Below are 26,974 nucleotides of genomic sequence, written 5' to 3'. Positions count from 1 at the left end.
TAAAAACTGACAATCAAGCCATTAAGCGCTATATCCTACTCCGATTTACCCACGCAAGTTCAAGACTAAAATAATTCCCTTTAAACCAGAAAGTTATAGGTTCGACTTTTTTTAACTTTTATAAATGCAATCATAATTCAAAAAGCAAGCTATTACCTTGTTCAGCAATATTTACATAGTGTGAAATTTCTTCTTACTTAAAAGTTCTTCTCCATTTATACTTGTTAATTTGCATTGCATTCTTCATAGAGACCAGCCTCAGGAACCAATTTATTGGAGATTTGAAAAATTGCCTGAGATTGACTGAGCTCCAAAAGGAAACTTATTGAGCTGATGCTCACTGCTGCGCTGCGATCTATCCAGGCAGCCGTTAAAAAAACAAGGATTGCAAAGTCAACTGTTGAAATGTCATCTCTCGCGACTGCCTATTCTTACTTTTTGTTATATTCCAAGTTAACCGGAATGAGTATGGTGTTCTGGCTTTCCATGATGCTTGGTGTCAAAATTTGTTGCCAGTCCAAATTATTTCCGTCTTCCTTTTGATGAAGGTATTCTATCCGGAACGGGTAAAATCCTTTGGATAGAGGCACAATACATGTCTGGCCGAAGTCGTCACCATCGCCGGTAAAGGCAATGACTAACTTATTATCAATGTAAAGCTTAGTGCCTTTCTCGCCGCTGCCCAGTGTAAAAATGTAATATCCAACTTCCCTCGATTCGAGTAAGCCATCGATCACCAGCGCGTAATGATTTTTCCGCGGTAGCTTATCAATATCAAAATCATTATCGGTTATGCCCGTTTTTGTAGATTTCAGTTTTGTAAGATCCGGCCATTTATCCCATGTGCCTTCATAATAAGCATAGTTAAATCCGCCACTTTGCCAATTTTTAGGGGCTATTGGAAGTGGCTTCGGCATTACCTCGTCAGTAAAAAGGCCTGTTGCAGTTCTATTATACTTGCTTCGGTTAGTTAAAGCCTTATAGGTTACCTTAACCGGGCCGTTAACCGTGATCTCAGCCTGAACTTTTGCGGAGTTTATTGTGGGGACGCTTCCGTCAATGGTATAGTGTAGGTGTGCCGTATCCTCATGATAGAAAAGCTTAAAGGGTTTATCTTTTAAAACAATGCCGTGCATAGGGTCAAAATACATAATCTTGATATACCCATCATAGAGAAACTTTAAGCCGTCATAGGTGCCTTTGAATTTTACGGAGCCGTGCGTTTCACCTGAATAAACATCGAGCTTCCATTTCAGACTTGCAGGCGCGTTATTTTTCAGGATAGTCTCCAGCGTATCTATTTTCATACTGCTCAAAGTAGTTTCCCGGCCTGCGATAAAGAGCGTTGTATTTTGAAATGGTAGCGTTGACAGTTTAGCTGCAGCCATTTTTAACACATAATTATTATCCCACCAGGCGCTCGGGTCGATCGCGATAAAAGATTTGAATAGAGTGGGCTCAGTGACCAGTGCGTAAAGTACAAACATACCACTCAAAGAATGCCCCCAAAGGGTGTTGTCCCCGTTGGAGGGATACTGCTTATTAATATATGGGATCAATTCATTCTTGAGGAACCCGAGGAACTTATCGGCTCCGCCTGAATTTTTCCAGGTGTCCAAATGCGTAGGTGCGAGGTCGGCGTTCCGGTCGGGTTCAATGATGCTCACAATAATGGTTGGCGGCATAAAGCCCTGATCCTCGACAAAATGCTGAATCTGTGCAATCGTTCCTGTGTTCCAATCACTTCCATCCAATACATACATTACATCATATTTTTCGGCACTTCCGGGCTTATAGCCTGGTGGTAGAATCACCTTAAACTGACGCTCCTGGTCGAGTATGGACGAATGGAGAGAGTCCGGCAGACCGTACTCGCGGATATTGACGTCTGTACCTTGTGCCTTAGCCGGATCATTCAGACTGACAATCGTTATGAACAACATTAAAAAAAGGGCCGGTGTTACCTTATTCTCAATCAGATAAAGTCTTGAAATTATCAAATATTTTTTGAACATTATGTGTTTTTATTAGCGGTCTTTTACTTTTATAAATCTCAAATGGCACTTCTTATTTACCTTACGATTTATTATTTGGCTTAAAACTATTCTGCTCTCAGGCTCTTTACAGGGTTGCTCGTTGCCGCCCTTATCGTCAGGAAGCTCACCGTCCCCAGCGCTATCAGCAGCGCAGCCATGCCGGCCAGCACGAACACCCACCAGTTGAAAGCAACCCGGTAAGCGTAGCCTTGTATCCATCGATGGAGTGCCAGCCAGGCCAGCGGCCAGGCGATCAAATTCCCGATCAGCACCAGCCCCATAAAATGTTTTGACAGCAGGAAGACGACATCTTTTACAGAGGCTCCCATGACCTTACGAATGCCGATCTCCTTGGCCCGCTTCTCCGTGGCAAAAGAAGCCAACCCGTAAAGCCCTAAACAGGAGATGAAGATCGCCAGGCCGGTCATAATCGCCACCATTTGGGAGACCTGGGTATCGGTCCTGTATATTTCCTTAAAATGATCGTCCAGGAACTGGTATTCAAAAGGATATTCCGGAAGAACCTTTTTCCAGGTAGATTCGATAAACGCGAGGGCCGGGCTGGCCTGCTGACCGTTTATTTTTACCGACATTGTACTGAATCCCCCGCCTGCTGGTTGGTTTAGATCGCCCAGGAACATGGGTTCGATCTTATGGTGGAGGGAATTGAAATTGAAGTCTCTGGAAATACCTACAATGCTCGACAAAGTATCCCCCCCGAAATGTTTTCCGATCAGCGAAGACAACGGCATTCCTGGCCGATCTTTGAGCAGTTCCCTGCTCAGGGTCTCGTTGATGATGAATTCTTTCGCGAGCGCGGACTTTTCGTTAGAGAAGTTCCTGCCCGCTACCAGGTGTATCTTATAAAGGCTCAGATAATCATGATCCACGAACAGCCCAGGGGTGAACACCACCCGCATAGGTCCGTTGCCAGGCCAGAATCCGAAGCCGAGCTGTCCCACATCACTCCCTAACTGGTCCTGCGCCCCGGTCACACCCACCACGAGCAAACCGGCTGATAATTCTTCCTTCAACAAAGCATATTTACCGGAGGTGATTCCGTGTAGCCGTATCGTGACAACCTGGTCGCGATCAAAGCCCGGATCACGCTTTTCCATATAATTTAACTGACGAAACACGAGAATGGTAGCTACCGTCAGAAAGATGGCGCTGGTAAACTGTCCTACCACCAGGACATTCCTAAAAGTGCTTTTTTTTCTGCCTAACTCACCTGCACCTTTTAACACCTTTACCGGCTGAAAGGAAGATAGGTAAATGGCCGGATATAAACCCGATAACACACCAAGCAGGATCGTTCCCAGGAACAAAGCCAGCAGCAGTCCGGAGTGTACGAAGAAAATCGAGCTCAGATCGCGCCCGCTTAGTCTATTGATATAGGGCAGCGCCAGGCTCACCAATCCGAGGGCAATAACCAGCGAGATCAGGGATAACAGGATCGCCTCGCCAAGGAACTGGAGACCCAATTGAGAGCGTAAGGCGCCAATCGTTTTACGGATGCCCACCTCTTTGGCCCGTTCTGCCGACTGCGCGGTGGACAGGTTCATGAAATTAATGCAGGCGATGAGTAAAACGAGCAGCCCGATGGCCATGAAAATATTAGTATAACGCTTATCAAATTTCTGGAAATTGATATCGTCATAGATGATATCGACGGCGCCTGCATGAACGTCCCTTAACGGTAGCAGGAACATCCCGTATTGAATATCCTTGCCCGACAGGTGATGTTTTTTCAGGTAGGAGGGAAATTTTTTTTCCAGTGCAGCCACATCAGTATGAGGTGCAAGCTCCACGTAGGTGTTTACCCAATGTTCACTCCATCTGTCCATCCACTTCGGTTTGTAGATGGTATTAAAAGATTGCAGGGCGTCGAATTGGAATTGGGAGTTGGGAGGCACGTCTTTCAATATGCCCGTAACTGTATAAACAAGGGTGTCCTCCCCAAAATGCTGAACTGTCTTACCTATGGGATCCACAGCGCCGAATAATTTCCGAGCCGCCGATTCCGTTAGCACAATGCTATTGGGTTTTTGCAGGGCAGTTTTCCGGTCTCCTTCCAACAGCGGAAAATCGAACATCTGAAGAAAGGAGGTATCCACAAAGAAGGCCTGCGGAAAGAACACTCTTTTCTCTCTATAAGTCATCTCGTATTGGCTTTTACCATCCACGCGGCTGTAGTTCAGGATTTCGGGGAATTCATCTTTAAGCGTCGGCCCCATCGGGAACATGGTTATTGCTGTCTTTTGAGAAGTTGCCGTGCTGGTAAATGTCTCCACGTCATTAAGCCGGTAGATGTCACGGTGGTGCATGCTATCGAAACTCTTTTCGTACAATACAAACAGCAGGATCACGATGCATGCAGCCATGCCGGTGCCAAGCCCGACGATGTTGATCGCAGCATACACCTTGTTCCTGGACAGGTGTCGCCAGGTGAGTTTTAAATAATTTTTGATCATGAAATTGCGGTTTAATTTCTCAGAAGACCATATTTGGATCGCTTCGTGAGACGAATTTACCGCCGTAAAATGGGGATCGCGCCTCAAGTTATAAAATGGGCGTTCTTTTTTCAGCCCTTGTTTATACTCCGCCGGGCTCTTCCCGGTCATTTGCCGGAAAGCGCGGTTAAAAGTGGATTTGGAATTGAATCCCGATTCAAATGCAATGCCCAGCAGTGTGATATGATCATAAGCAGGATCCTGCATTTTGTGGACTACCTCTGCAACGCGAAATTCATTGATAAAATCATTAAAGCTTTTTTTGAGCGCCGTATTGATGATCCGGGACAGCTCATGGGTAGTCAGGCCAAGCTTTTCAGCCAGCGAGCTTAAATTGAGTTCCGGGTCCTGATAATACAGGCCGGCTTTCACGGCCTTTTTCAGCCAGGTACCTTTTTGCTTCAACTCCACCGGGAGCATTGTTTTTTGAAACGAAAGCTCTCCGACCGGTACGCCAACTTCCGGCCTTAAGTATGCCACAATTGCCACCCGGGTGAAGATTACCGCTAAAAGGAAATACAAAGGATAATAAGCGTGTATACTTAGCTGACTATGGTAATAAAAATAATCCGCGGCAGTATAGGGTATCCATAATAGCCACAACAAGCCAAAACCTGTCAGTAAGCGCTGCAGCCACCGCAGTTCGTACCGGTACCGATCCCCCCCGCTAAATTTCAGGCCTTGGTAAAAACGTTCTATCAGTCTATGAGATGCGTACAGGTAGGTGCTGACCGAAATAAACGCCAGCAATTGCAATACCGGGTTTAGTTGCTGAAAGGTCGGCGTATCATAAGTAGCGGCGCCTGTCCTTATGCTCTCCTTAATCTCCAATACCAGGATCCCTTGTTCCAGTAACAAGGGGCTAAAATGCAGCATATCCTTCCATCGGAATTGGTATTTTGGCTGTGTTATTTTAAGCACATAAAAAAAGATCATGGGGCCAAATGTCAGCGAAAATTGCAGCGGCAGCCAGCTCCAATGAGAAAAATAGGCTTCAAGGCCGATGTCTCTGCCCAGTACCCAAAGCAGCCACAGTACGATCGTAATCAGGGCCAAACTCAAAAAGCGGTTTGCAGCCCGGTTGATCCTTTTGGCGAACCCCAACTGCAGCGCAAAAGAGAGCCCGATAAATATCACTCCCAGGAAGGCCAGGTCATAAGGGGTGATATGGAAGATATATGCATTCAGGTTTTTTTTACTTCAATCCCCGTTCCAAACCGTTAACTTGCTAATATAAAGCAAATTGCATTTTGCTTGTGCGTATTCATGTAACGATAGCGGACATGGGATCGTACGGTTTTGAATTGCTTTAAAAATATGCATTGAGTGGACATTCCGGGACAGTTGCCCAGCTCAATCATTGCTTAAACAAAGGTGGCGACAAGTGGGTGACCGAAACGAAGCCATATGATTCCAAATATCAGTTGTTCAAAGAATGAAAGCAAATCACAACTGAGCGCTGTGTGAAGCCGGATTATGACTTTATATTGGCTCCAGCTCAATTGCGAATACACTGTATTTGCAATTGGAAATGTGCGATAAAACTGACGAAATAATTCTATCTGCCTTTTCGAAAACCCGTTGCCGTATTCCGGCTTTAACTGATCTGTAATAAATTTAGTAAGATAATTACCATAATCTGCCCCGGTCTTTACCGGTCGGTCAACGGGTTTCCCCTGCTTTTCCGCGAGGGTAACAAATCGAATTATCCGAGAGTACAATACCTCATTCAGCCGATTAGTTTTGATGCAGATCTCGTTAGCCTTGCGCGTTTTGAATTAAAGCCTTTAAATTAAGAAAAAATGCGGGGGCAAAGCCCCCGCATTTTTTACCAACCCGGATTTTGGGTTAGCTGTGGGTTAAGCGTAATCTGTTGTGCGGGGATAGGATATAAATAGTTTTTCTCAGAAAAATTACGGGCTGTGTTGTCAAGGATCAACTGACCATTGGCATCTAACGCGTTGGTAGGAGCAGGTTTTAAAGGGTTTGGCCCGATGTCGGCCTGGGTGCCTTTAAATTTGATACCAACCGGCCATGGGCTAACAAAAGCACTGATGTTTCCATAAGCAGTGCCTCCGGTGTTAGTAACCAGATCGGTTGCTGCGCTATGCCAGCGCTTGATATCATCAAACCTGAAGTTTTCATAATAAAGTTCAATAAAACGTTCCCGTCGGATCTCCGTGCGAAGATCTAACCCGTTTGCACCGGCAAATCCGTTCGTTAACGGCGGCATATCCTTATTGGCCCGCAGGCGTACCAGGTTGAGCGATTTGTTGAGATCAGCATCTGTTATGGCCCCATCACGCTCATAAACAGCCTCCGCATAGTTCAGCAATACTTCGGCATAGCGGATCACAGGGTAATCTTCTGATTCTTTGGTATCCGGGCAGTTACGCTCAGTTACCCATTTTTGATTTCCATAACCGGAGATCTGAATAACTTTCCCTGTGGATAAAGCAATATCGGCAGCGTCATTTAGCCAGGTAACACGATAGTTGGCATTACCATACCAATAGTACATATTGTTTATTTTGATGGTATACTTTAAGCGGTTGTCGCGGTTTAAAAATTCCGAGCCATAAGTTTCAAAACCCTGAAACAACGGTGACTTTTCGATGGGCAGGCCGTCCTGGCATAAAAATGCATTAACGTATTTATGCTGCGGCCCTATTTGCGTTCCCTGTCTGCTGATATTTGTTCCTATTGTTTTGCTCACATCATCATAACGATAGGATAAGATATATTCATGATTAGCAGTCTTGGTAACTGATGCAGGATTTGATTTGGGATTTTCCAGGATAAAAAGATACTTCTGCGCCGAATCGCCCAATATGGTACTGTTACCCCCCAGGGCATTTGACGCCGGTGTGCCGAAAAGTGCAAATAGATTACTGGTTATTACGGCGTTTGAAGCCGTGGCCGATTTATCAAGCAGCATATTATAGCGGGCAGCATCGCCGTTTCTGAATTTTAACCATGTACCTTCATAAAGTGCTACCCGGCCTAAAAACGCCTGTGCAGCTGGCTTGCTTACCCGGCCAAAATCTGCCGAATTGGCTAAAATGGATGCAGGCAGATTAGGAATGGCTGCTTCCAGATCGGCTATGATCAGATCAACTATCTGATCACGTGTGGCCCTGGCACCATAAAGTTCGGGCGAATCCAGGTTCAGGGTTTTGGTGATCAGAGGAACGCCGCCATAAAGCTGCAGCAGTTCAAAATAACTGTAGGCCCTGAAAAATTTAGCCTCTGCCACAAATTGACTAATGCCGGCCTGGTCAGTGAACCCGACTGCCTTTTCAAGCAGATAGTTGCAATTCCTGATCCTGGAATAGTTATTAGTCCAGTAAGCATCACTTGCCGGAACAGTGTTGATACCGGCGCCATAAGTGCCTCCGCCTCCAAATACGTCGGCGCGCCCGTCATAATGCGGGTTATCAGCAAACGAGTTGTTGAAATTACGGAGATAGCCGTAATATTGATTGGCAAAGGTTTTAAAATCGCCGGCCGATTTAAAATATGCGGCCTCCGAGAGCTGATCTTGCGGATAAAGGTTAAGGCCCTTATTGCACGCAGATATGGAGACAATGGCTATGATTGACAGGATACTGATGATCCTTCGGTATATATTTTTCATAATTATTTTCAGTTAAAATGTAATGTTTGCGCCTATGGTTACATACCTGTAAAATGGATAACGTTCGTTCCCTGCCGTAGTCCTGGTAATTTCAGGGTCCCAGCCATCATGAATTCCACTGATTTCCCACAGGTCACTTCCCGAAACATAAATTCTTAAACGGCTGATGGCTTTGATGCGCGCCAGTAATTCCTGCGGCAAAGTATAACCGATAACAAGGTTTTTTAAACGCACATAAGCACCGTTTTCTACCGACCAGCTGGAGATCTGGTAATTGTAGCCGTTAATGCCATTTGTGTGAAGATTGGGGTAAAATGCGTTGGTATTTTCAGGCGTCCAGGTATTGTTTACCCATTGTGTGGTTTGTGCTTGTCCAAGCGCGGTAAAAGGGGTCCTCCAATTGTTTGCACTGCCATTGGCCCTGAATATTGTTCTTTTCCCTACTCCCTGAAAAATGCTTGTAAAGTCAAAACCTTTCCATTGCAGGCCTAAAGTTAAACCAAAGGTATAGCGGGGTACATCGCTGCCTAAATAGATAAGGTCGCCCATATCTTTTGCTGATGTACCGGTAGTAAGTTTGCCGTCGCCATTAACATCAACAAAGTAATTATCCCCCGGCCGTAAGCCTGAGTTTTGGCCCGGCAAATTAGTAAGCGGTGTGGCAGCAGGGATACCTATGGTATTGATTACTCCTCCCGGAGCATAGTACGTGGCGTTATAGTTGTCAACCTGTGCTTGTGTCTGGAAACGGCCGCCGTATTTAAGGCCAAAATAAGAGCCAAGCGGATAGCCTTGTACAGTGGCGTTATAACCAGGGCCAAGTGCCGGAACGCCATTAAAATACACTAATTTGTTCTGGCTATCTGTAATATTTCCGGAAATGGTATAAGTTACCTGTCCAACGCGGTCCTTCCAGGTTAGCTGTCCCTCCCATCCCCAGGTTTGCAAATCCCCGTTGTTTGACTGGGGCGCACCAATCCCTAAAGTGCCGGGATAGGTAACGCTTACCAGCATATTTTTATTGCGGTTACGGAATACCTCAAAAGTACCGTTTAAGCGACCATTCAACACACCAAAGTCAATACCCAGGTTTCGTTTGATCACCGTTTCCCAGGTACGATCAAGCGAAACAAGATTTCCGGTTGTTGTGGTTGCAGTTGCAAGTGAAGTTCCCAAAAGGGTGTTGCTGTTGCCTACATTCAGCGACTGCAGGTAGTCATAAAGGCCAATACCACCCTGGCTGCCCGATGTTGCGTAAGAAGCACGCAGCTTCAACTCGCTAAAAATATTGGTGTTTTTGATAAAACTTTCTTCGCCTAAACGCCAGCCCCCCATGAGGCTGTAAAAGGGCTTCCAGCGTTTAGCTGCAATGAATTTTGACGATCCGTCATAACGGCCTGTCCCTTCAAAAAGGTACTTACCTTTAAAGGCATAGGTCGCCCTTGCAAAATACGACCCCAGGGCGTAATGGTTGCGCGCTTCATCATTGGTTACAAAGCCGGCCAATGTACTGCTCAGCCCGAGGTTTAAAGAAGGTACATCATCGCTTCCCAAATTGTAGGTACGGGTATTAAACATATCATACTCATCTCTTTCGTATGAACTGCCTATCATTAAAGACACATCGTGTACACTGTTAAAAGTATTGTTATAAGCGATGCGTCCTATCAGGTTGTAATATTTATCATTGATATTCTGGCGGAAATAGTTTTCACTTCCTCCTGTCGAACCGCCTGATGGGGCGGTAGTACCAGTCAGGTATTTGTCATCATATGAATAAAGTCGGACAGTTTTGGTTTGCACGCGGTCGTCCTGCCACCAAACATTATAGCCGGCTGTTCCGGTAAATGTGAGGTGTTTCATGAAATTATAAGTAAGCGTTGTATTCAATAGCGCCCGGCTGTTATTTTCCAGGTTGTCGCCGCCATCTCTCAGCAAACCGGCCGGGCTTGCCACCCCGCCCCATTGATACGGTTTCCCCGACTGTGTGTACATAGGCAATCCGACTTGAAATCCATTACCGAGGGCGCTGTAACTTCCTGTTGTGTACAGGGTAGGTTGCTGAATGTTGTTTTGTTCCAATGATATATTGGTTTCCAATTGTACCCTATCGCTGAATTTATAGCTATTATTCAGCCTGAGGTTATAACGCTGATTACCATTATTGCCGATCTGAAGCTGGCTGCCGTCATTTAAATAACCCAACGAAACGCGGTATGTATTTTTTTCTGTTCCGCCCGATATAGCAAGATTATGTTGCGTTGAGGTTGCACGCCCCCATAAATACTGCTGTAATGACACATCGATGAAATCTAATTCCTTGACATCAAGAAATGCAGGTACGGGTAAACCATTGTAAAATGAATTTGCCGTAATACCTCCGGTTGTATTGCCCGGAATTTGTGAGGCAAGAATTACTTTACCTTTGTTGGCCAACGCAAAATTAGCCATCTGGTACCAGAGGTCGGTTGCGGGAGCTACCCCATAATTATCATTGGTTTTAGCCTGGAGCAGTCCATTAGCCCACTGATCAATATTTGCCATTTTGGGTTGAAGGCCTAACAATTTTTCAGATACAGAAGGATCATATTGAATCTGCATTTTACCTGCTTTACCTTTTTTTGTGGAGATCAATACAACCCCATAGGCAGCACGGGCGCCATATATTGAAGCGGCACCATCCTTTAAAACCGAAATATTATCGATATCATTAGGATTGATAGAATTCAGTTCATTGTTATTGTTAAGGGCAACGCCATCTAATATGATCAACGGGTCCTGTCCGTTAACTGAAGTTGCTCCACGGATCTGAAAATTCCAGTTTTCGCGTCCTGGCTGAGCTGAGGTTCTGGTTACTACCATACCGGGAACCTGGCCCTGTAAATTGGCGATTGGATTATTTGTAGGCCCGCGATCTTCAAATACCTTTGAGCTTACAGTGGCGATGGCGCCAACAACCGACGGTTTTTTTTGTGTGCCGTAGGCAACCACTACAACTTCACTCAGATCACTGCTGTTCGCTGTTAAAGAGATCACCATCGGCGTGCCGGCATCAGCCGGTATCTCTTTTGTCAAATAGCCGATATAGCTGATTTGCAGTATTGAGCCGGACGAAGCATTGATCTCAAAGTGTCCGTTGACATCGGAAACTGTTCCTGCCGACGTTCCCTTAATTTTGATGGTAGCGCCTACTATCGTTTCCTTAGTTTTGGCGTCGAGAATTTTCCCGCTGATCTTGCTGTTCTGCGCATAGACCATCACAGAGAATAAGCACCAGGAAAACAGGGTCAGCAGGCCAGGCCTTCCCTTAAAAAGTAAAGTAGAAATACTCATAATTTCATTTGTTAATAATTAAGTAATTGGTTTCTAAAACGGTTTAATCAAGCCTGCGTGGTGGAGCACATCATGCGGTCATTGCTATATGGACACGAAAAGCATTTCGGGATACTCAATTCTCCTTCATTTTTTCTCCATTAATTTCAATTCGGAACAAAATTCATGATGAAGCCAAAGGGAAGCAACGCTGTATTCCTCCATGCGTGATCTTGAATGGATCAGGTAAAAATTCATTGAGGAGCCTTTACTGCTGTACCGCTTTTAACATCGATTTTAAAAGGCTCCGGCTGAGGTAACCAAAGCTTACCATCGCCAATTTCAACCGGCATCCAAAGGTAGCGTGAGTCCCATTGCGTTTTGGGTTTCCAGATATCACCCAAAAACATTATCGTGGTATCCTTGCGGCCGGTAACCTTCAGCAGCAATGTTGACTGTGAGCCGTAGGTATTAGTTTCTTTGGGTGCTATATCCTTAAATTCAGACCATGGCCCCTCCAGAGATTTAGCTGTGGCATATTGATTGGGATTGGGTCTCCAACCCGTCAGCGCCGACCCGATAGCATAATACAATCCCTTGTAATGGACAATAGCCCCACCTTCCATATGTTCAGGTATTAAACACATCTCACGATCGATACCGAGACAATCTTCTGTCAGTTTTACAATGTGAAAGCCAAGCGGGCGATCTTCAAAAATGAGGTATTGCGCACCATCGTCATCTGTAAACTGCCCGATATCGCGGCTTTCGTGCCCTAAAGGGCGAAAACTTTTGAGATACCGGAATTTACCGTCGGGCTTTTCACTGATCGCCAGCCCTACCCGGGCAAATTTATATCCCGCGTTGTCAAGATGAAAGTACATTACATATTGCCGGGATTTTTTACTGTAGAACACCTTAGGCCTTTCCAGGATCCAGTGCCGGCCAAGGTTCTCAGGATCTGTCATCTGAACAACGTCACCTTTGAATTTCCAATTCATCAGATCATTTGACGCATAGCAGCTTACATAGCGTTTGTTGCTGTCAAGTCCCTGCCTTCTTTCTTCGCCGTACCAGTAATAGGTATCTTTTACCCTGGTTATGCCACCACCATGCGCCTGTATATGTTCACCTTTATCGTCCGGCCATACTTCCCCGGGTGATATTTTAGTTAATTTTTGTGCAGAAACACGCATGCTGGTGATAAGCCCAAGGCAAAGAATAGTGAATTTTAATAAGTAATTTCCGTTCGGCATTTGGTTAGGTAAATTTTGGATAAAGGCGATTTTTAAAAAATTATGATCAGGCGACAAATTCCGTTGGGGTACATCTTTTATTTTCTGTCAGTTTGATCCTGAGCTGATTGATGCCACGATGCACATGATTAACCACAGACTGATACTGCAGACCGGTTACTTCGGCTATCTGGTCATAATTCCAATCGTCAAAATACCGAAGGAATATCATTTCCTTTTGGCGCTTAGGCAGCGTATTTAAAGCCATCGCAAGAATCTGTTTGGTTTCCCTGCCCGCTTCTATACTGACAAGCAGGTCTTCTGTAGAAAAAACTACGTCAACCTGTTTGTGATTTTGGAGGTCGAGCAGCTCCGGCCGGTATGCCTTCAGGTAGTTAATTGCGAGGGACCGTGCCGACTTAAAAAAATAATATTTGACATTATTTATCGGGCCAAACCTTTCTTTACGCTCCCAAAATTTAATAAAGAGGTCCTGTAAAATATCCTGGGCAGCATCTTCATCTTTAACGATCTTAAACAGATAGAAATACAAAGGGGAATAAAGCGTGTCGTGAATACGACTGAAAGATTTCACATCTCCCACGAGGGTTTGCTCCCACCATTTCGTTAATTCGATACCGTTGTTCATATTGGCTCTATGACTTTTTTTTAATAGGCCACGTCAGGTAAGCAAACTCAACAATGTTTTCCAAAATCGATTAAGTAGCTTTTGCTCCGGGCTTAATAATTGGTTTATGAAAGCTAATATGGGGGGTTTTTGCTACCGCGATGGGATACAAATTAGCCATTTTGGCGGTACAAATTCGACATTTAATGAAAAACCTAAATGGATTAAGGAATGCAAAAACATATACAATACTTTAATTATCAGCTATTTACATTAAACCTCTTTTTAAAAACAGGTCTTTTCTGCTTTAAAAAGTCTGAAGGGTTGGCACCAAACAGTTTAAAAAACTGGCTCCGGAAGTATTTTATGCTATTGAATCCGGTTTCAAAGGCCACTTCATTAACGTTCATATCAGACTGGATCAACAACTCAGCAGCCTTGCGCAGGCGGATGTACCGGATAAAGCTGTTAATGGTGTGGCCTGACAAGGATTTAACTTTCCGGTACAGATTTGAATGGCTCATCCCAATCTCCGCGGCCAATACCTTGATAGAAAAGTTTTCGTCGGTAATATTCCTTTCTACAATATCAATGCATTTTTCCAGGAACTGCCTGTATTCATCTGAGATCGCTATGCTGGCTTTTTTAAGCGTGATCGTGTTATAAAAATACTGCTGTAAATTATCACGGTTTTGCAGGAGGTTTGCAATCCGGGCTATCAGAACATCTTTTTCAAACGGCTTCTGAATGTAATCGTCCGCCCCGCTTTCAAGCCCTTTGATCCTGCTCTCGGGAGAGGCACTTGCTGTCAGCAGGATCATCGGAATGTAACTGAGCTGCGGATCGCTTTTTATGGCTGTGCATACTTCGATACCGTTTAATTCCGGCATCATCAAATCACAGATTATCATATCGGGTTGTTTATCCCGCGCCATTGCTAAACCAATCTGACCGTTTTCAGCCTCATACACGATATAAGAAACCACAAGCAACGAGCGGATATAACGGCGCAATTCGGCATCGTCATCAACTACCAGGATCGTTTTTTTATCATTAATAATGCCTTTCGTTTCAATATCGGTTTCATCGGCTTCCGCTATGGCCTCCATCCTGCTGTTTTCTTCTGTTAGCTCATCCAGCAGCGGGGAGATAATGTCAACCTCATCTGAAACTACAATTCCGGGAAAATGATCAGTACCTTTCAAAAGCTCCAGGCTGAATGTAGTGCCCGTACCCGGAACGCTCTCAAAATAAAGTTGCCCGTGATGCCTGCGCGTAAATTGTTGTGCCAGGTACAAACCAATGCCAAACCCGGCCTTCTGCCCTTGTTTTGCAGAGCGGTAAAACTTTTCAAAAATATGCGCGCCGGCTTCTTTTGGTATTCCGGGGCCATTATCTATCACTTTAATAATGACTTCATTTGGGGCGTTATCCAGTTGAACCGATACAGCTTTGCCGCCGGCCGAATATTTGATCGCGTTTGAGATCAGGTTAAAAAGTATAATCTCGATCTTTTCACGATCACAATAAATGATAACCGGGTCTGCCGGGGCATCCAGCTCCAGGTTAATCCCCAAAAGCTTTGCCTGATGGACGAAACAAAGATATACCTCGCGGCAAACGAGCACGATATCCATCGGTGCAATGTGTAGCGCATCGGCCACGGCATCAGCTTTACGAAACAGCAATAACTGATCGACGAGGCTCAGCAAACGTCTCGAATTACGGAAAACTATATTCAGGTCCTGACGTTCGCCGGAGGTACTTTTGGCCAGCAGGTCCTTAACCGGGTTGATGATAAGAGAAAGCGGGGTGCGAAACTCATGGGCAACGCCCGTAAAAAATTCGATGCGCCGCTCGTTCAGTTCTTTTTCCTTCTCCTGCAGGTTACGTTGATATTCAGCATCTGCATTAGCCAGTTTGACCTCATATTTCAGCTTCGTTTCCCGGAATTTATTCCGCATATACCAATAGATTATTCCCACCACTATCAATGCATAAGCAATAAATGCCCAAACGGTGGCGTACCAGGGCGGTAAAACAACAATGTTCAGTGTCAGCTCGTTTTTTGTCCATTGGCCTTCAGGATTGGTGCAATTAACCTTCAGCACGTAGCTGCCCGGGGCCAGCCGGGTATAGAATATATTCCGCTGATGGCCGGCATCCACCCACTTTCTATCCCATCCCTGAAGAATGTAACGATACTTTATTCTTTCCTGTGCCGTAAACTCTATAGCAGCGAACCGAAAAAACAAAGACGCGTTTTTATAGGGTATCCTCAGTGAAACAAGTTCATTCTGTTCATTGGCACTAAAAAAACCAGGGTAAAAATCCAGTGGCTTCGCGTCAATCCTGATATCTGTAAAGGCAATGCCAGGTGCATTCCGCAGCGGAACAAGCCGATCGGGGAAAAATAGCGTAAGCCCGCCTGTGCCACCAAATGCCAGCTGCCCGTTCCTTAACCTGAGCGAAGCATTGAAATTGAACTCCTTGCTTGCAAGCCCGTCGCTTTGAAAAAAATTAGTGAAAGTTGTTTGCTTAGGATCAAACCGGCAAAGACCATTGTAAGTACTGAGCCAAAGCTGTTTTGCATGATCTTCTTCTATTGCCAGTACATTATTATTACTTAAGCCGGCCATGGTAGTAAACTGTTTTGTGACTTTTCCAGCCAATGTCCCGAAATACATCAAACCAGCTTCGGTACCGAGCCATAGGTCACCCCCGGCGGATGAATGTATTGACCGCACCGGTTTACCGATGGAGTAAAACCGGGAACTCCCCTGTTTGATATTAATTTTATAAAGCCCTTCAAAGTTACCCGCCCAAAGATTGCCGGCCCTGTCTTCGCACATGGACAGGATGTTAGGCAATTTTGCATGAAATAGCTTAAACTGATCTGCTTTGCGGTCATAAAGAAAAAGACCGTCCTGTAACCCGCTCGCCCATAAATTCCCTTCATGATCCACATATAAGCACCAGAAGGTTATCCGGCTTTCGTTGCCCTGCGCATCCAGCCCATGATATACTTTAAACCGGTTTTGCCGGGGCAGGTAAAGATTGATGCCTCCACCATAAGTTGCAATCCATATTTTCCCTGTACCATCCTGGATCATGCTGGTTACAAAGTCAGAACCTAATGTCCCCGGATTTTTGGGATCGTGACGAAAGTTGGAAAAATGACCGGAGCGCCGGTCCCAGATGCTCAGTCCACCACCATCCGTGCCAATCCATAGTTTTCCCTCCCGGTCTTCAAAAAGCGATTTTACAAAATTGCTGATCAGGCTGTTGGCATTAAGCGGGTCATGACGGATATTTTGGAACCTGTCTTTAATCTCATCGATCATGTTTATCCCTCCCCTGAGCGTTCCTATCCATTTTCGTCCATTCCTGTCAAGCAGCAGTGAATACACTGCATTGCTCGAAAGCCCCTGTTCGTTGTATCCTTCCGACAAATAAGAGATTTGAGTGCGATTTTTGTCCAGTATCTGGATTCCTCCCCCATCGGTTCCAACCCACAAACTACTATCTGGCATTGCCTGCAAACTGGTGATCCTGTTTGATTTCAATCCTCCGTTAGATTCATTTAAAAAACGGTCATAGGTAGCAGACCGAATATTGAAGTGGTACAGTCCTATTGTAGTGCCCAGCCACAGATTACCATTATCGGGATATATGCAGGTAGCACCACGCACCGTACTGTTGAGCACATGAAACTTTTTTCCGGCAACGTCATATTCGCATAAGCCCAGTTCACTGATCAGTACATAAATCCTGTTGCCGGGGAGCACCAATAATGCATTGACACTATAGTTCCATTTAAGCTGCGCATAAGTATCAAGTAATACGGGATGGCCCACACGGCTGCCTTTATCAAAAACTATTAACCCATCCCCCTCCGAAGCTACCAGCATATCGCCATTACCGTCAACCTTGATATCCCGGATATAACTGTTAATAGTAATTTTCCGGCCGCCGGGCGTAACCGCGTAAACGGCAGAGAACTTGTCGGTTACCGGGTCAAGTATACTGACGCCCTGCCTGGTACCTACCCATAAATTATTACGCGAATCCTGGGCGATACAATTCACATAGCTGTGAATGATAGAAGAACTATCTTCAGGCTGATTGCGATAAACTTTGAAGTCGTAACCGTCATAGCGGTTCAGGCCATCATAGGTACCAAACCAAAGAAAACCGCGGCGGTCCTGAAAAATACACCTGACTTCACTATTGGATAGCCCCTCTTTCAGGCCGATACGATCTATATGCCACCTGGGGGGTAATGCTGCTGTTGCATGATCACCTGAGCAAAAAAAGATGATCAGCGCTACTTTTAAAAGCACTGCATAGCACTTTGAAAGTCCTGAAAAAAAACATGCCTTTTCCCTGGTCGTGAGCTTATTCAATTTTTGAAAATCTTTGTTCAAATCATCAACAGCCTAAACACCTCCTGGCTATGCGGTTTTATTGGTCCGGTTTTCCCTTTCAGGCAGCTTGCCCAGCTTTTTTGAAATCGATTCCCAGCTATTTTTAATTTGCTGTTCATCAATTTTCGGTTTTTTTATCTTAAAAAGGTCCGGGATATCAGCTTCTCTATATCTTTTTTTCATTGGTGGTAACGATAGCACTCTGCACCCTATAAAATTTAGCCCCAAAACAAAAATATAATAAAATAGCATATAACAGGCAGGTAATATGCCTGGGCAGCATTATTATAAAGACAACCGGCAAAAGTATCGATACTCATTTTTTTAATATTATGATAAGATTTATAGCTGAAATCGTGATCATATTTTCCGGGTTAACTATGCCTGCGAAGCGGAGCTGATGAATCGCGTACAACCAGCTTAGTTTTCAGTAAAATATTTTGCGAGCCGATCATGTGATCTTCCTGCAACTGGTCCAGTAATATTTTTGACACTTGCAGCCCAATCTCCCGGATAGGCTGGGCAACGGCAGTGATTGCCGGAGTAAACAGTGCAAAATTGTTATTATCGTCAAAAACCACTACGCCTATGTCTTGCCCAACAACCAGATCCATTTCTTTTATAGCCTCCAGGCCACTTAATGCCAGGTAATTGGTTGAAAAAAACAAAGCATCAATGTCGTGCTTGCCTTTTAGCAGGTTTTTGATGCTTTGAACAGTCTTTTCTTTCGCTTCCCTGTATTCGATATCCTTTATCACGGCGGGTAAATCATGGGCTTTCAATGCCGCGAGGTAACCATTTACCCTTTCAGTCATCTGATCCTGACGGGACGAAAGCGTAACAAAAGCAATGTTTCTAAATTTATTTTCGATCAGGTGCATCGTAGCCGATTCGCTGCCGCGGAAGTTATCTACAACCACTGTTGAACAGGGCAGATCGGGCAGCGTGCGATCGAAAAGTATAACCGGAGCGCCTGCTTTGATCAAGTCTTCTACCCCATCTTCCAGGCCCGGTGCGGGTGCCAGAATATAGCCGTCGACCTGATAGTTTTTGAAAGTTTGCATCAAATCATTGGCAATTTCCGTTGAGTTTTCGGAACTACCATAAATAAGCCTGTAACCATATTGATAAATATGCTGTTCAACAACACGTGCTATCGACGAAAAAAAAGGATCGCTGATATCTTCAACAATCATACCGATGGTTTTACTTTTGCCGGTCCGCAAGCCAACTGCCAGCCGGTTGGGCTGATAGCCTACCTTTTTGACAAAGCTCATGATTTTATCCTCGAGTTTCACACTTATGCCGTTCTGCCGGGCCTTCCCGTTTAAAACGATGGAAACTGAGGCTTCGGAAACACTCAATGCTGCCGCGATATCTTTGATGGCCAGTTTCTTTTTCATTTTAATTGATGTGAAAGCATGGATATTGATATTGTTTTCCGGTAACACCGTACAAAATCCGGAAACTTAATGGCCGGGCCTGATGATGACAGCCTGGCCATCTTTACCATTAAGGCTAACAAGATAGATGTCGTTATATTTTACATTTATTGTCCGCGTGCGGATACCGCCGGTTCCATCATCCTCATAAACAGTAGCGGTATAACGCTTATTTTTATCAAGAAAACCAAGCCGGAATTTTCCCTTCCAGGGCTGCAGGCCCGCAGCACTTCCCAGGTACCATTCACTTCCCTTACGCCTGGCAACACTGATCCCCTCCGCAATTTCCCCCGCCATGTACCTGCTCTCGTCCCAAACTGTTGGCACGTATCTGAAAAACGCTATTTCGGTATCATCCTGGTAATCCTGTGAACGTCCATACCAGAATATTGCCTGTAAGGGATCAAAATAAATAACCGTCAGCGCCAGTTGCTGGGCTTTGCTTACCTTAACATTCTTGCTGTAGGAATTAAATTTGTTGGGGTAGCAAAATGTAAAATCCGCGGCGCCGGCAAGAAACCGCGTAAATGGCAATACCGTGGTATGAAACGCGTCAGGACTGTTTTCGTCCCCGCGAATGCCTTCCGAACTCAGCACGAACGGATATCTCCGGCTCAGGCCCGTAGGTTTATAATGATCGTGCACATTGAGCACAAACCCGTAGTCATTAACCTTCTTCATGGCAGTATCCAGCCAGGTCAGGCCTTTTTGCGTGCCTCCATCCACGAATCCGAACTTTATACCGCTCACTCCCCATTTTTTATAAAGAGGCAGCAAGGTGTCGATTTTAGCCTTCAAACCCACATAGTTTACATACAGGATTACACCAATCCCTTTTTGACGTGCATGGGCTATAATTTGCTCTAATTCAAAACCCGGGATGGGCTTCGTCGGGTCAGATATGGTGCGAAATTCAGCTCCGTACCATCCTGCATCAATCAGGATATACTGAAAATTCATTTTGGAAGCAAAATCCACCCCATCTAAGGCACCCTGCGTGTTAATAGGAACCCGGAAAACTTTTCCCGGCTTTACGTTCAAAGGCACTTTATGATCCGATGGGGATACAAGTTTCAAGTTCAACTGGCTGAAATTATGGAGGCCAATGGCAGTTTTACTATAACTTACTGTACGCCAGGGTGAGATCAAACTATCCCTGAACATAATTACAGAATCCGTCCTGATCGATGAAACCTGTTGATCCCGGTAAATCGTATCTACATAAAAATGAAACGCCAGGCTGTTAGGACGGCGCCCATGCACCAGTACGCACTTGGTATAATTGCGGTTGTCCGCTTCCCCGATGCTGATATAACCTGGCACATCAGAAACCAGCGTTGATGGCAGGTCGCTGATCCCATTCAACGAATCCACCAATAAAGACCGGAAAACCGATTCTTCATGGTACTGGTATATCCGGTGCCGGCCGGCCAGGTTAACTTCCGTCAGTTCTGCCAAAAGCCTCACAGGGCGTTTCGGCAACCGCTTGCAGACATATCGAAAAGCCAGGCTGCCATTGTAAACCCTGATCACAAGGTCAAATGTCCCGGTCGCTGTACTGCAGTGAAGGGTATTACCGCGATAGTTGTTTTCGATAACGGCATCTTCGCCAAGCGGCCATGGAAATTTTTCTTCTACCCTGTGTTGACCTGAAGCTGAGATCGAAACAAGCGAATCGAGCGATGGCCCATCGGTTTTAATTCCCAGGCGCGACCAGTTTACAATCACCCGTTTATCGCAAATTAGCCTGTAACAGAGCTTTCCCTGCTTGTCAAGCCTGAATTGTGCTTCAGTAAACCCGTCGGGCGATTGGACCCGCGATATCAATGCCTGCGCACCGGCAGCGGTTGCCAGGCAAATTAAAAAGGACAGGCAGATCAGGATTCTGCCAAATGAACTATTTAGCTGGCTGGGGAAGGATATATTGGTTTGCATGTGTTGAAAAGACAGGTCAGGGTGTTAAATATACTCATCTAAATTGCATCTATTTTGTTACACATCCGGGCCATGGTAACTGTGTCTATAATTCTCCGCTGTAAACAACTCAAATCTGCGCCTGGGTGGCTTTAGAAATTCCTTCGCTGGTAATAATTGCGAAATAAATTCAATTTTCGATGAGTATAGAAAATTATGCCCCCTGTCTTTAACGGATAAATAAACTATAATATTCTATGACTAAAATCTATCTGTTGCTGACACTAAGCCTGTTTTTCTTGAAATGTACTGAAGCCGAAGTAATTACCTATAAGCAACCGGATTGCTCAATCATCAGTCATACATATGAGGTACAGGTTAGAGATAGTCATGGCAAATGGCAAAACACCGGGGTTTATCATGCCGATGTTGCCGCGAGATTTGATTCACAACGCATAACCAAAAAAACATCCTTCACTTATTTTGATTGTTCGGACAGTGTAAGCGTCAGGGTAAAAGTAAATTATACACCGGTGAGGGGAGCAAGGGTCAGGCCTTCTTTCCTCGGCATCATTCCAAAAATCCATGGCAATATCATAGAGTTTTCGATGAAATCATCGCAATATATCTCTTTGGAGATCAATGGAGATATTTTTGAAAATCTGCAACTTTTTGCTAACACCATAGAAAAAGAGCGGCCAAGCCCTTACGACCCCAACGTTATCTATTTGGGTCCGGGGATCCAAAATATTGGCCGGATGATCGTTCCGTCGAATAAAACCGTCTATATTGCCGGGGGGGCCGTTGTGACAGGAGAATTAATAATAGATCATGTTAAAAACGTAAACATTTGCGGGCGCGGCATCCTCACACAATTTCCCGTTCAGCAAAATAGCTCAGCGACTAAACAAGCTGCACCCCAGCAATCCAGAAATGATCAGTTGCTCATCCAATTCAGCGAAAACGTGAAAGTCAGTGGGATTATTGAAATGCCAAAAGGATATTCTGTAATGGTGGGAGAGTCAAAAAACGTACGCATCAATGATTTTAAGGCCTTCAGTTCAACCGGCAATGCCGATGGTATCGATATTTTTTGCAGTAAAGATGTGGCCATCAACCATATATTTATGAGAAACTCAGACGATTGCATCGCTATTTACGGCCATCGCTGGAAGTATTACGGAAATACCACTGATATCACAATCGATAATGCTACGCTTTGGGCGGATGTAGCACATCCCTTACTGATCGGAACGCATGGTGACTCTGATCACCCCGACACATTGCAGAACATCAGGCTCCGCAACATGACAGTACTCGATCACCATGAAAATCAGCTCGATTACCAGGGCTGCATTGCCTTAAACGCGGGTGACAGCAATCTTATCAGGAATATCAGTTTTGAAAATGTTAATATCGGTGATATCCGTAAAGGGCAGCTCTTCAATCTGCGCGTTATGTTTAACCGGAAATACAACACGTCGCCCGGTGCCGGAATGGAAGATATTGTGTTTAAGAACGTTACCTATACAGGCTCACATGCAAATATGTCTGTTATCAGCGGATATGATGAGCAGCACGCCATAAAAAACTTAACCTTCGAGAACCTCAAAATCAATGGTACTTTAATCTATGACACCATGAAGGGTAAGCCAGGCTTTTATAAAACAGGTGATATGGCAAACATATTTATTGGCGAGCATGTGGACGGTGTAAAATTTGTGATCAGCGATTGATCCGGTATTTGTATTTTGTTCAGGGTATAATATTTGATCTTCTCTTTTTAAGTAAAGAGCACGGCAGGGATAAATGAGGTTTGTGTTCAGATCACAGTGTTCGGAAGAAATAAAAAAGCGGGGGGGATTGTGCGATTCCCTCCCCTGGGAGGGTGTAGGGAGGGGTTCACCAATAGGTCTATTAGTTTGAAATAGCGTACAAACCCCTCCCTGCCAACACACATTTCAGCCGCACCCCTCCCGGGGGAGGGAATTAAAAAAGCTTCTGAACACCCATGGTGTTCAAACAGGTATTTACAGCATCAGCGACCGGGATATCAAGACCAACGGCTATGCCAGCTCCGTATTACGCTCTGGCTTTGATATTAAAATAAAATGATGATAAGTCTAAAAAAAGTTTTTTTCATAGTCTTGTTTTCTGGCCTTTGTGCCGGCGCCCGCTCCCAGCAATTTGTCCATCCAGGGCTTCTGAGTGATAATAAAGACATAGCCCGGATAAAGGCTGGATTAACTGCTGGCCAACCGGATATAAAGGCGGGGTTTGAACAACTCAGTCATCACCCGCAATCACAATTCACCTATCAGCTGCAAGGCCCGCTAACCATGATCGGCAGGAACCCTACTGTAGGGCAGGGTGTTTATGACAGCGACGCCAACGCTGCCTTTCAGAATGCCTTGATGTGGACAATTACAGGCGACCTTCGTCATGCAAAGAAAGCTATTGAAATTATTAATGCCTGGTCAAATACGCTCACCGCTATCACCGGCAGGGACGCGGTGTTAATGGCAGGCCTGGGCCCGTTTAAAATGGTCAATGCAGCAGAGTTATTACGCTATACAAATTCAGGCTGGACCGAAAATGAGATCCGCCGAACCGAACAGCATTTCCGCGAAGTCATTTATCCTGTTATTCAAAATTATGCTCCGTTTGCAAATGGAAACTGGGACAGCGCAGCCCTTAAAACAGCTATGGCCATAGCCATTTTCTGCAATGACCGTCAGATTTTTGAAAACACCCTCGACTATTACCAGCGTGGAGCAGGGGATGGCCACCTTACCAATTACATCATCAATGATTCCGGGCAATGCCAGGAAAGCGGACGTGACCAGAGTCATACGCAACTGGGAATTGCCCACCTTGCTGACTGCTGCGAAATGGCCTGGCACCAGGGAATTGACCTGTACGGCTTACAAAACAACAGGTTACTGAAAGGATTTGAATATACTGCAAAATATAACCTTGGCTACGATGTTCCATTTACGCCAACCATAGACAGGACAGGTAAGTACAGGCATTCACATATATCTGTTGAAGGCCGGAGCAGGTTGCGGGCAGTTTATGAGGAAGTTTATAATCATTACGTCCGCCGGTGCGGAATTGAAGCGCCATTTACAACAATGGCTGCCGCCCGTTTGCGGCCTGAACCACAAGGTACGCCAGGGGCCGACCATACCGGCTTTGGCACACTTTTATATTCAAGGCAATATCCGGATAGCAGCACTTCAAATCCCCCCTATCGCCCTGCCGGCGTTATTGCGACAGACTCAGGAAATGTTAATATCATCACCTGGCCAAAAATAATCAATGCCGGGTATTACAGGATTCAAAGATCAGCGAAGCCCACCGGGCCGTATAAATTATTGGCAGACAAAATCATGGACGATCGTTTTATTGACCGTAACGTTATAAAAGGCCGATTATATTATTACGTGGTAGCTGCAGTGAACCCTTATGGCCAGAGTGCATTTTCCATTCCAAAATCTATAAATGCGGGACTGCCTGAAGCATGGCAAATTGCTGATATCGGCACAACTGAGGATAATGTCAAAAAACACCCGGGTACCTTATTCTCAACGGGTGGTAAGAAAGGCATGGCATCGTACAATGGTGTCACTTTTGAATTGCATGGAATCGGCACAGGAACAGACAGCCTGGCTGATCATTGTACAATGCTTTACCGGGCACTGAATCAATCGGCAGGCATAATAATGAAATACATACCGCAGTTTAGTGCGCAGGCTACCCAGCTTGGATTAACTATCCGCAATGATCACGACGCGAATGCTGCCGGAATCTTGTTACTGTTGCGTCCTGTGTTGCAGGCTAATCCCGAATCGCCGGGCTGGCAGTTGCAGTTTCTGAAACGTCTTGAAAATGGCCGGACAGAGGTCATTGCTACGAGTGAAGAACTGAAATCCCCAGTAGTAACTTTTGGACGAATGACCGGTCCGGTCTGGCTAAAAATAAATAAAGCCGGGAACCATTTTACATCAAGTTATTCGGTAGATGGCAGGCAATGGATCCCGTTGGGAAAAGACGATTTCAATGCCGGGACTCATGCGGTCGCAGGTGTTTTGGTAGCTTCAGGATCAAAACTTATCGATACACAAGTTACGATTGCTGAATTAAAACTTCTGAAAACCCATTAAGATAAAGCTGATTTGATAATATCGACAATCAATCACTTCGGCTCCCAGGCATTCTGAAACAACCGCATAAGTCGCCAAATCCAGTGACTTATGCGGTTATCAGTACTGTTTCTATCAATTAATTTATCTCGTATAGGTTAAGGTTCCAAATCCCAGCTGATCATAACCTCCACTGGTAGAACCGTAGTCACCACCGCCGCCTTCCGGCCTCACCTGGAGTGCATACGCGGTTATGTTAGGCGAACTTAAACCACGTAACTGAACATAATGCGCATTCAGCAGCTCCCAGCTCGGGCGGATATCACCACGGCTTGCAGCGGAAATAACCGTTTGTGACTGAGGGCTACAGGTTTGCCCGTTTCCCCAGTTATAAGTGGTGAATGGCACTGTGTTTCCTAAATTATAAGATGCTATGTATTCGCACATACCCTGAATCCGCGGCCTTGTGTCATGCCATGGATTGTACGCAAACAAATCCTGCCCCTGATTGAAGGCCATCTGGCAAAATGCGCCATAAAGCGATACATCAAAGCAACTATGTCCCTGGTCCCTGCCGCTTTCCTGGCACTGTGCCAGGCCTCCCTGATCGGTATAGGCGAAAGGTGCCGCGTGGCCATATGCCCCGTTTCCTGCCCCGCTTTTAAAGTAAGCGATGGCTTCATCAAACTTCGCTGAATCATCACATAAAACGCCGATCGCGAGGATACTGGCCATGTTACAGGCATCCCAATTTGCCCAATAATTGGTAATACAAGCGCCGTTATGATTTGTCAAAAAGTCATGATTTACCGGGTAAAATACATTCAGCATCATGTTTTTGAAACTGGTAAAGTCTGCAGCGGCCCACCCGCTGTACGAACGCATGATTTCGGCCGCGTTTGCAAATTCATAGCCGTAAATTCCTGCTGCCAGAAAACGGTCGGCATTACCCTGGATCGAAGTAAGGGTCGACGACCAGGCATTCATGATCTGAACCGCTTTGTCTGCATTAGCAGTTGTGCCGGCAATTTTCCAGCGCAATGCGTTCTGATAAGCGGCAGCAATATCATTGTATAATTTAGAATAATTTTCAGGGGTCCCGCTGCCCCTGTACACGATAGCGACTGGCCCCTGCATGGTATAAGTTGAAGAAGAATGCGAGTTGGCTACCAGCTTATCCCAGCCGGATGTTTGCGGTTGGGCACTTGCATTTACCTTACTAACCATCCTGCTAAAGTCTGCAGCGTTGTGCAAAAGCCCGGGATGGGCAAAAGTGGTCACCTGCGTAGCAAGTCGTTTGTCTTCCGCATGCACAACTTGCTCCGAGGCGTTGTCTGTTGCCGTCGCAGTTTTCTTACATGAATAAATGGCACATGCGAGCACGGCAGCGCAAGCCACTAAAAGATTGTTTTTCATATTAATTAAATTATAGGTTTATAAAATGCCGATAGAAACAGCACCTATAAGAGACAAGAAAACATTTAACTAATACTCTATCAATAAGATACTAAGTATTTTAATTAGTCAAATACTGTTTCAACACATAAGAACTCCAGGCAAAAATATTTTGAAGGACAAAAGATCTACATAACACTCTATCTACCCCTCTTCAATACGTTTTGTACTGCCCCTGTACTGCAGACTTACATAAATGAATATTTTTTTGCCGGTAAGAGGCTGATGAT

Annotated in this window: 14 protein-coding genes; 2 read left to right on the top strand and 12 right to left on the bottom strand. The window is 45.1% G+C overall.

Annotation, left to right across the window (positions count from 1 at the left end; genetic code table 11):
* Nucleotides 1–431: 431 nt before the first annotated feature.
* From ACFFGT_RS28035 to ACFFGT_RS27985, 11 genes are all read right to left on the bottom strand, one after another.
* Nucleotides 432–1,943 carry an alpha/beta hydrolase-fold protein gene (locus ACFFGT_RS28035; protein WP_377025824.1) on the bottom strand — a complete coding sequence of 504 codons (1,512 nt, stop codon included), beginning with the start codon at nucleotides 1,941–1,943 and terminating at the stop codon, nucleotides 432–434.
* 158 nt (nucleotides 1,944–2,101) lie between these two features.
* Complete coding sequence (locus ACFFGT_RS28030; protein ID WP_377025823.1) at nucleotides 2,102–5,605, bottom strand: ABC transporter permease; 3,504 nt, start codon at nucleotides 5,603–5,605, stop codon at nucleotides 2,102–2,104.
* Between the two features lie 308 nt (nucleotides 5,606–5,913).
* Nucleotides 5,914–6,270: a DUF1016 N-terminal domain-containing protein gene (locus tag ACFFGT_RS28025; RefSeq protein WP_377025822.1), complete on the bottom strand. Its 357-nt coding sequence runs from the start codon at nucleotides 6,268–6,270 to the stop codon at nucleotides 5,914–5,916.
* 107 nt (nucleotides 6,271–6,377) lie between these two features.
* A complete protein-coding gene (locus ACFFGT_RS28020) occupies nucleotides 6,378–8,186 on the bottom strand; it encodes a RagB/SusD family nutrient uptake outer membrane protein (RefSeq protein WP_377025821.1) in 1,809 nt (602 codons plus the stop codon).
* A 12-nt stretch (nucleotides 8,187–8,198) separates the two neighbouring features.
* The gene (locus tag ACFFGT_RS28015; protein WP_377025820.1) at nucleotides 8,199–11,519 is read right to left on the bottom strand and encodes a SusC/RagA family TonB-linked outer membrane protein; all 3,321 of its coding nucleotides are present in this window, start codon (nucleotides 11,517–11,519) and stop codon (nucleotides 8,199–8,201) included.
* 233 nt (nucleotides 11,520–11,752) lie between these two features.
* Nucleotides 11,753–12,754, bottom strand: a complete 1,002-nt coding sequence (locus ACFFGT_RS28010; RefSeq protein WP_377025819.1) for a family 43 glycosylhydrolase — start codon at nucleotides 12,752–12,754, stop codon at nucleotides 11,753–11,755.
* A gap of 46 nt (nucleotides 12,755–12,800) precedes the next feature.
* A complete protein-coding gene (locus ACFFGT_RS28005) occupies nucleotides 12,801–13,382 on the bottom strand; it encodes an RNA polymerase sigma factor (protein WP_377025818.1) in 582 nt (193 codons plus the stop codon).
* A gap of 239 nt (nucleotides 13,383–13,621) precedes the next feature.
* Nucleotides 13,622–17,704 carry a two-component regulator propeller domain-containing protein gene (locus ACFFGT_RS28000; RefSeq protein WP_377025817.1) on the bottom strand — a complete coding sequence of 1,361 codons (4,083 nt, stop codon included), beginning with the start codon at nucleotides 17,702–17,704 and terminating at the stop codon, nucleotides 13,622–13,624.
* 111 nt (nucleotides 17,705–17,815) lie between these two features.
* Entirely contained in the window at nucleotides 17,816–17,971 is a 156-nt protein-coding gene (locus tag ACFFGT_RS27995) for a hypothetical protein (RefSeq protein ID WP_377025816.1), read from the bottom strand.
* Nucleotides 17,972–18,162: 191 nt separating this feature from the next.
* The gene (locus ACFFGT_RS27990) at nucleotides 18,163–19,191 is read right to left on the bottom strand and encodes a LacI family DNA-binding transcriptional regulator (RefSeq protein ID WP_377025815.1); all 1,029 of its coding nucleotides are present in this window, start codon (nucleotides 19,189–19,191) and stop codon (nucleotides 18,163–18,165) included.
* A 66-nt stretch (nucleotides 19,192–19,257) separates the two neighbouring features.
* On the bottom strand, nucleotides 19,258–21,165 hold the full coding sequence (locus ACFFGT_RS27985) for a glycoside hydrolase family 97 protein (protein WP_377025814.1): 1,908 nt from the start codon (nucleotides 21,163–21,165) through the stop codon (nucleotides 19,258–19,260).
* 236 nt (nucleotides 21,166–21,401) lie between these two features.
* On the opposite strand from ACFFGT_RS27985, the gene ACFFGT_RS27980 reads away from it, so the two are divergent.
* Nucleotides 21,402–22,880: a glycosyl hydrolase family 28 protein gene (locus ACFFGT_RS27980; protein WP_377025813.1), complete on the top strand. Its 1,479-nt coding sequence runs from the start codon at nucleotides 21,402–21,404 to the stop codon at nucleotides 22,878–22,880.
* Nucleotides 22,881–23,255: 375 nt separating this feature from the next.
* The gene (locus ACFFGT_RS27975) at nucleotides 23,256–25,310 is read left to right on the top strand and encodes an alginate lyase family protein (RefSeq protein WP_377025812.1); all 2,055 of its coding nucleotides are present in this window, start codon (nucleotides 23,256–23,258) and stop codon (nucleotides 25,308–25,310) included.
* Nucleotides 25,311–25,433: 123 nt separating this feature from the next.
* On the opposite strand, the gene ACFFGT_RS27970 is transcribed toward ACFFGT_RS27975, so the two are convergent.
* Nucleotides 25,434–26,705: an alginate lyase family protein gene (locus tag ACFFGT_RS27970; protein WP_377025811.1), complete on the bottom strand. Its 1,272-nt coding sequence runs from the start codon at nucleotides 26,703–26,705 to the stop codon at nucleotides 25,434–25,436.
* Nucleotides 26,706–26,974: the final 269 nt, after the last annotated feature.

The organism is Mucilaginibacter angelicae, from assembly GCF_042434235.1.
GTDB lineage: Bacteria > Bacteroidota > Bacteroidia > Sphingobacteriales > Sphingobacteriaceae > Mucilaginibacter > Mucilaginibacter angelicae.
Note: the sequence above shows the minus strand (reverse complement) of the source record. Positions and strands in the feature narration are given on the sequence as shown.

Excerpts from the sequence above, each read along its gene's own strand:
- ACFFGT_RS27995 (WP_377025816.1), bottom strand. The coding sequence starts at position 17,971 with ATGAAAAAAAGATATAGAGAAGCTGATATCCCGGACCTTTTTAAGATA.
- ACFFGT_RS28020 (WP_377025821.1), bottom strand. The coding sequence starts at position 8,186 with ATGAAAAATATATACCGAAGGATCATCAGTATCCTGTCAATCATAGCC.
- ACFFGT_RS28005 (WP_377025818.1), bottom strand. The coding sequence starts at position 13,382 with ATGAACAACGGTATCGAATTAACGAAATGGTGGGAGCAAACCCTCGTG.
- ACFFGT_RS28015 (WP_377025820.1), bottom strand. The coding sequence starts at position 11,519 with ATGAGTATTTCTACTTTACTTTTTAAGGGAAGGCCTGGCCTGCTGACC.
- ACFFGT_RS27975 (WP_377025812.1), top strand. The coding sequence starts at position 23,256 with ATGATGATAAGTCTAAAAAAAGTTTTTTTCATAGTCTTGTTTTCTGGC.
- ACFFGT_RS28035 (WP_377025824.1), bottom strand. The coding sequence starts at position 1,943 with ATGTTGTTCATAACGATTGTCAGTCTGAATGATCCGGCTAAGGCACAA.
- ACFFGT_RS27970 (WP_377025811.1), bottom strand. The coding sequence starts at position 26,705 with ATGAAAAACAATCTTTTAGTGGCTTGCGCTGCCGTGCTCGCATGTGCC.
- ACFFGT_RS27985 (WP_377025814.1), bottom strand. The coding sequence starts at position 21,165 with ATGCAAACCAATATATCCTTCCCCAGCCAGCTAAATAGTTCATTTGGC.
- ACFFGT_RS28010 (WP_377025819.1), bottom strand. The coding sequence starts at position 12,754 with ATGCCGAACGGAAATTACTTATTAAAATTCACTATTCTTTGCCTTGGG.
- ACFFGT_RS27980 (WP_377025813.1), top strand. The coding sequence starts at position 21,402 with ATGACTAAAATCTATCTGTTGCTGACACTAAGCCTGTTTTTCTTGAAA.
- ACFFGT_RS27990 (WP_377025815.1), bottom strand. The coding sequence starts at position 19,191 with ATGAAAAAGAAACTGGCCATCAAAGATATCGCGGCAGCATTGAGTGTT.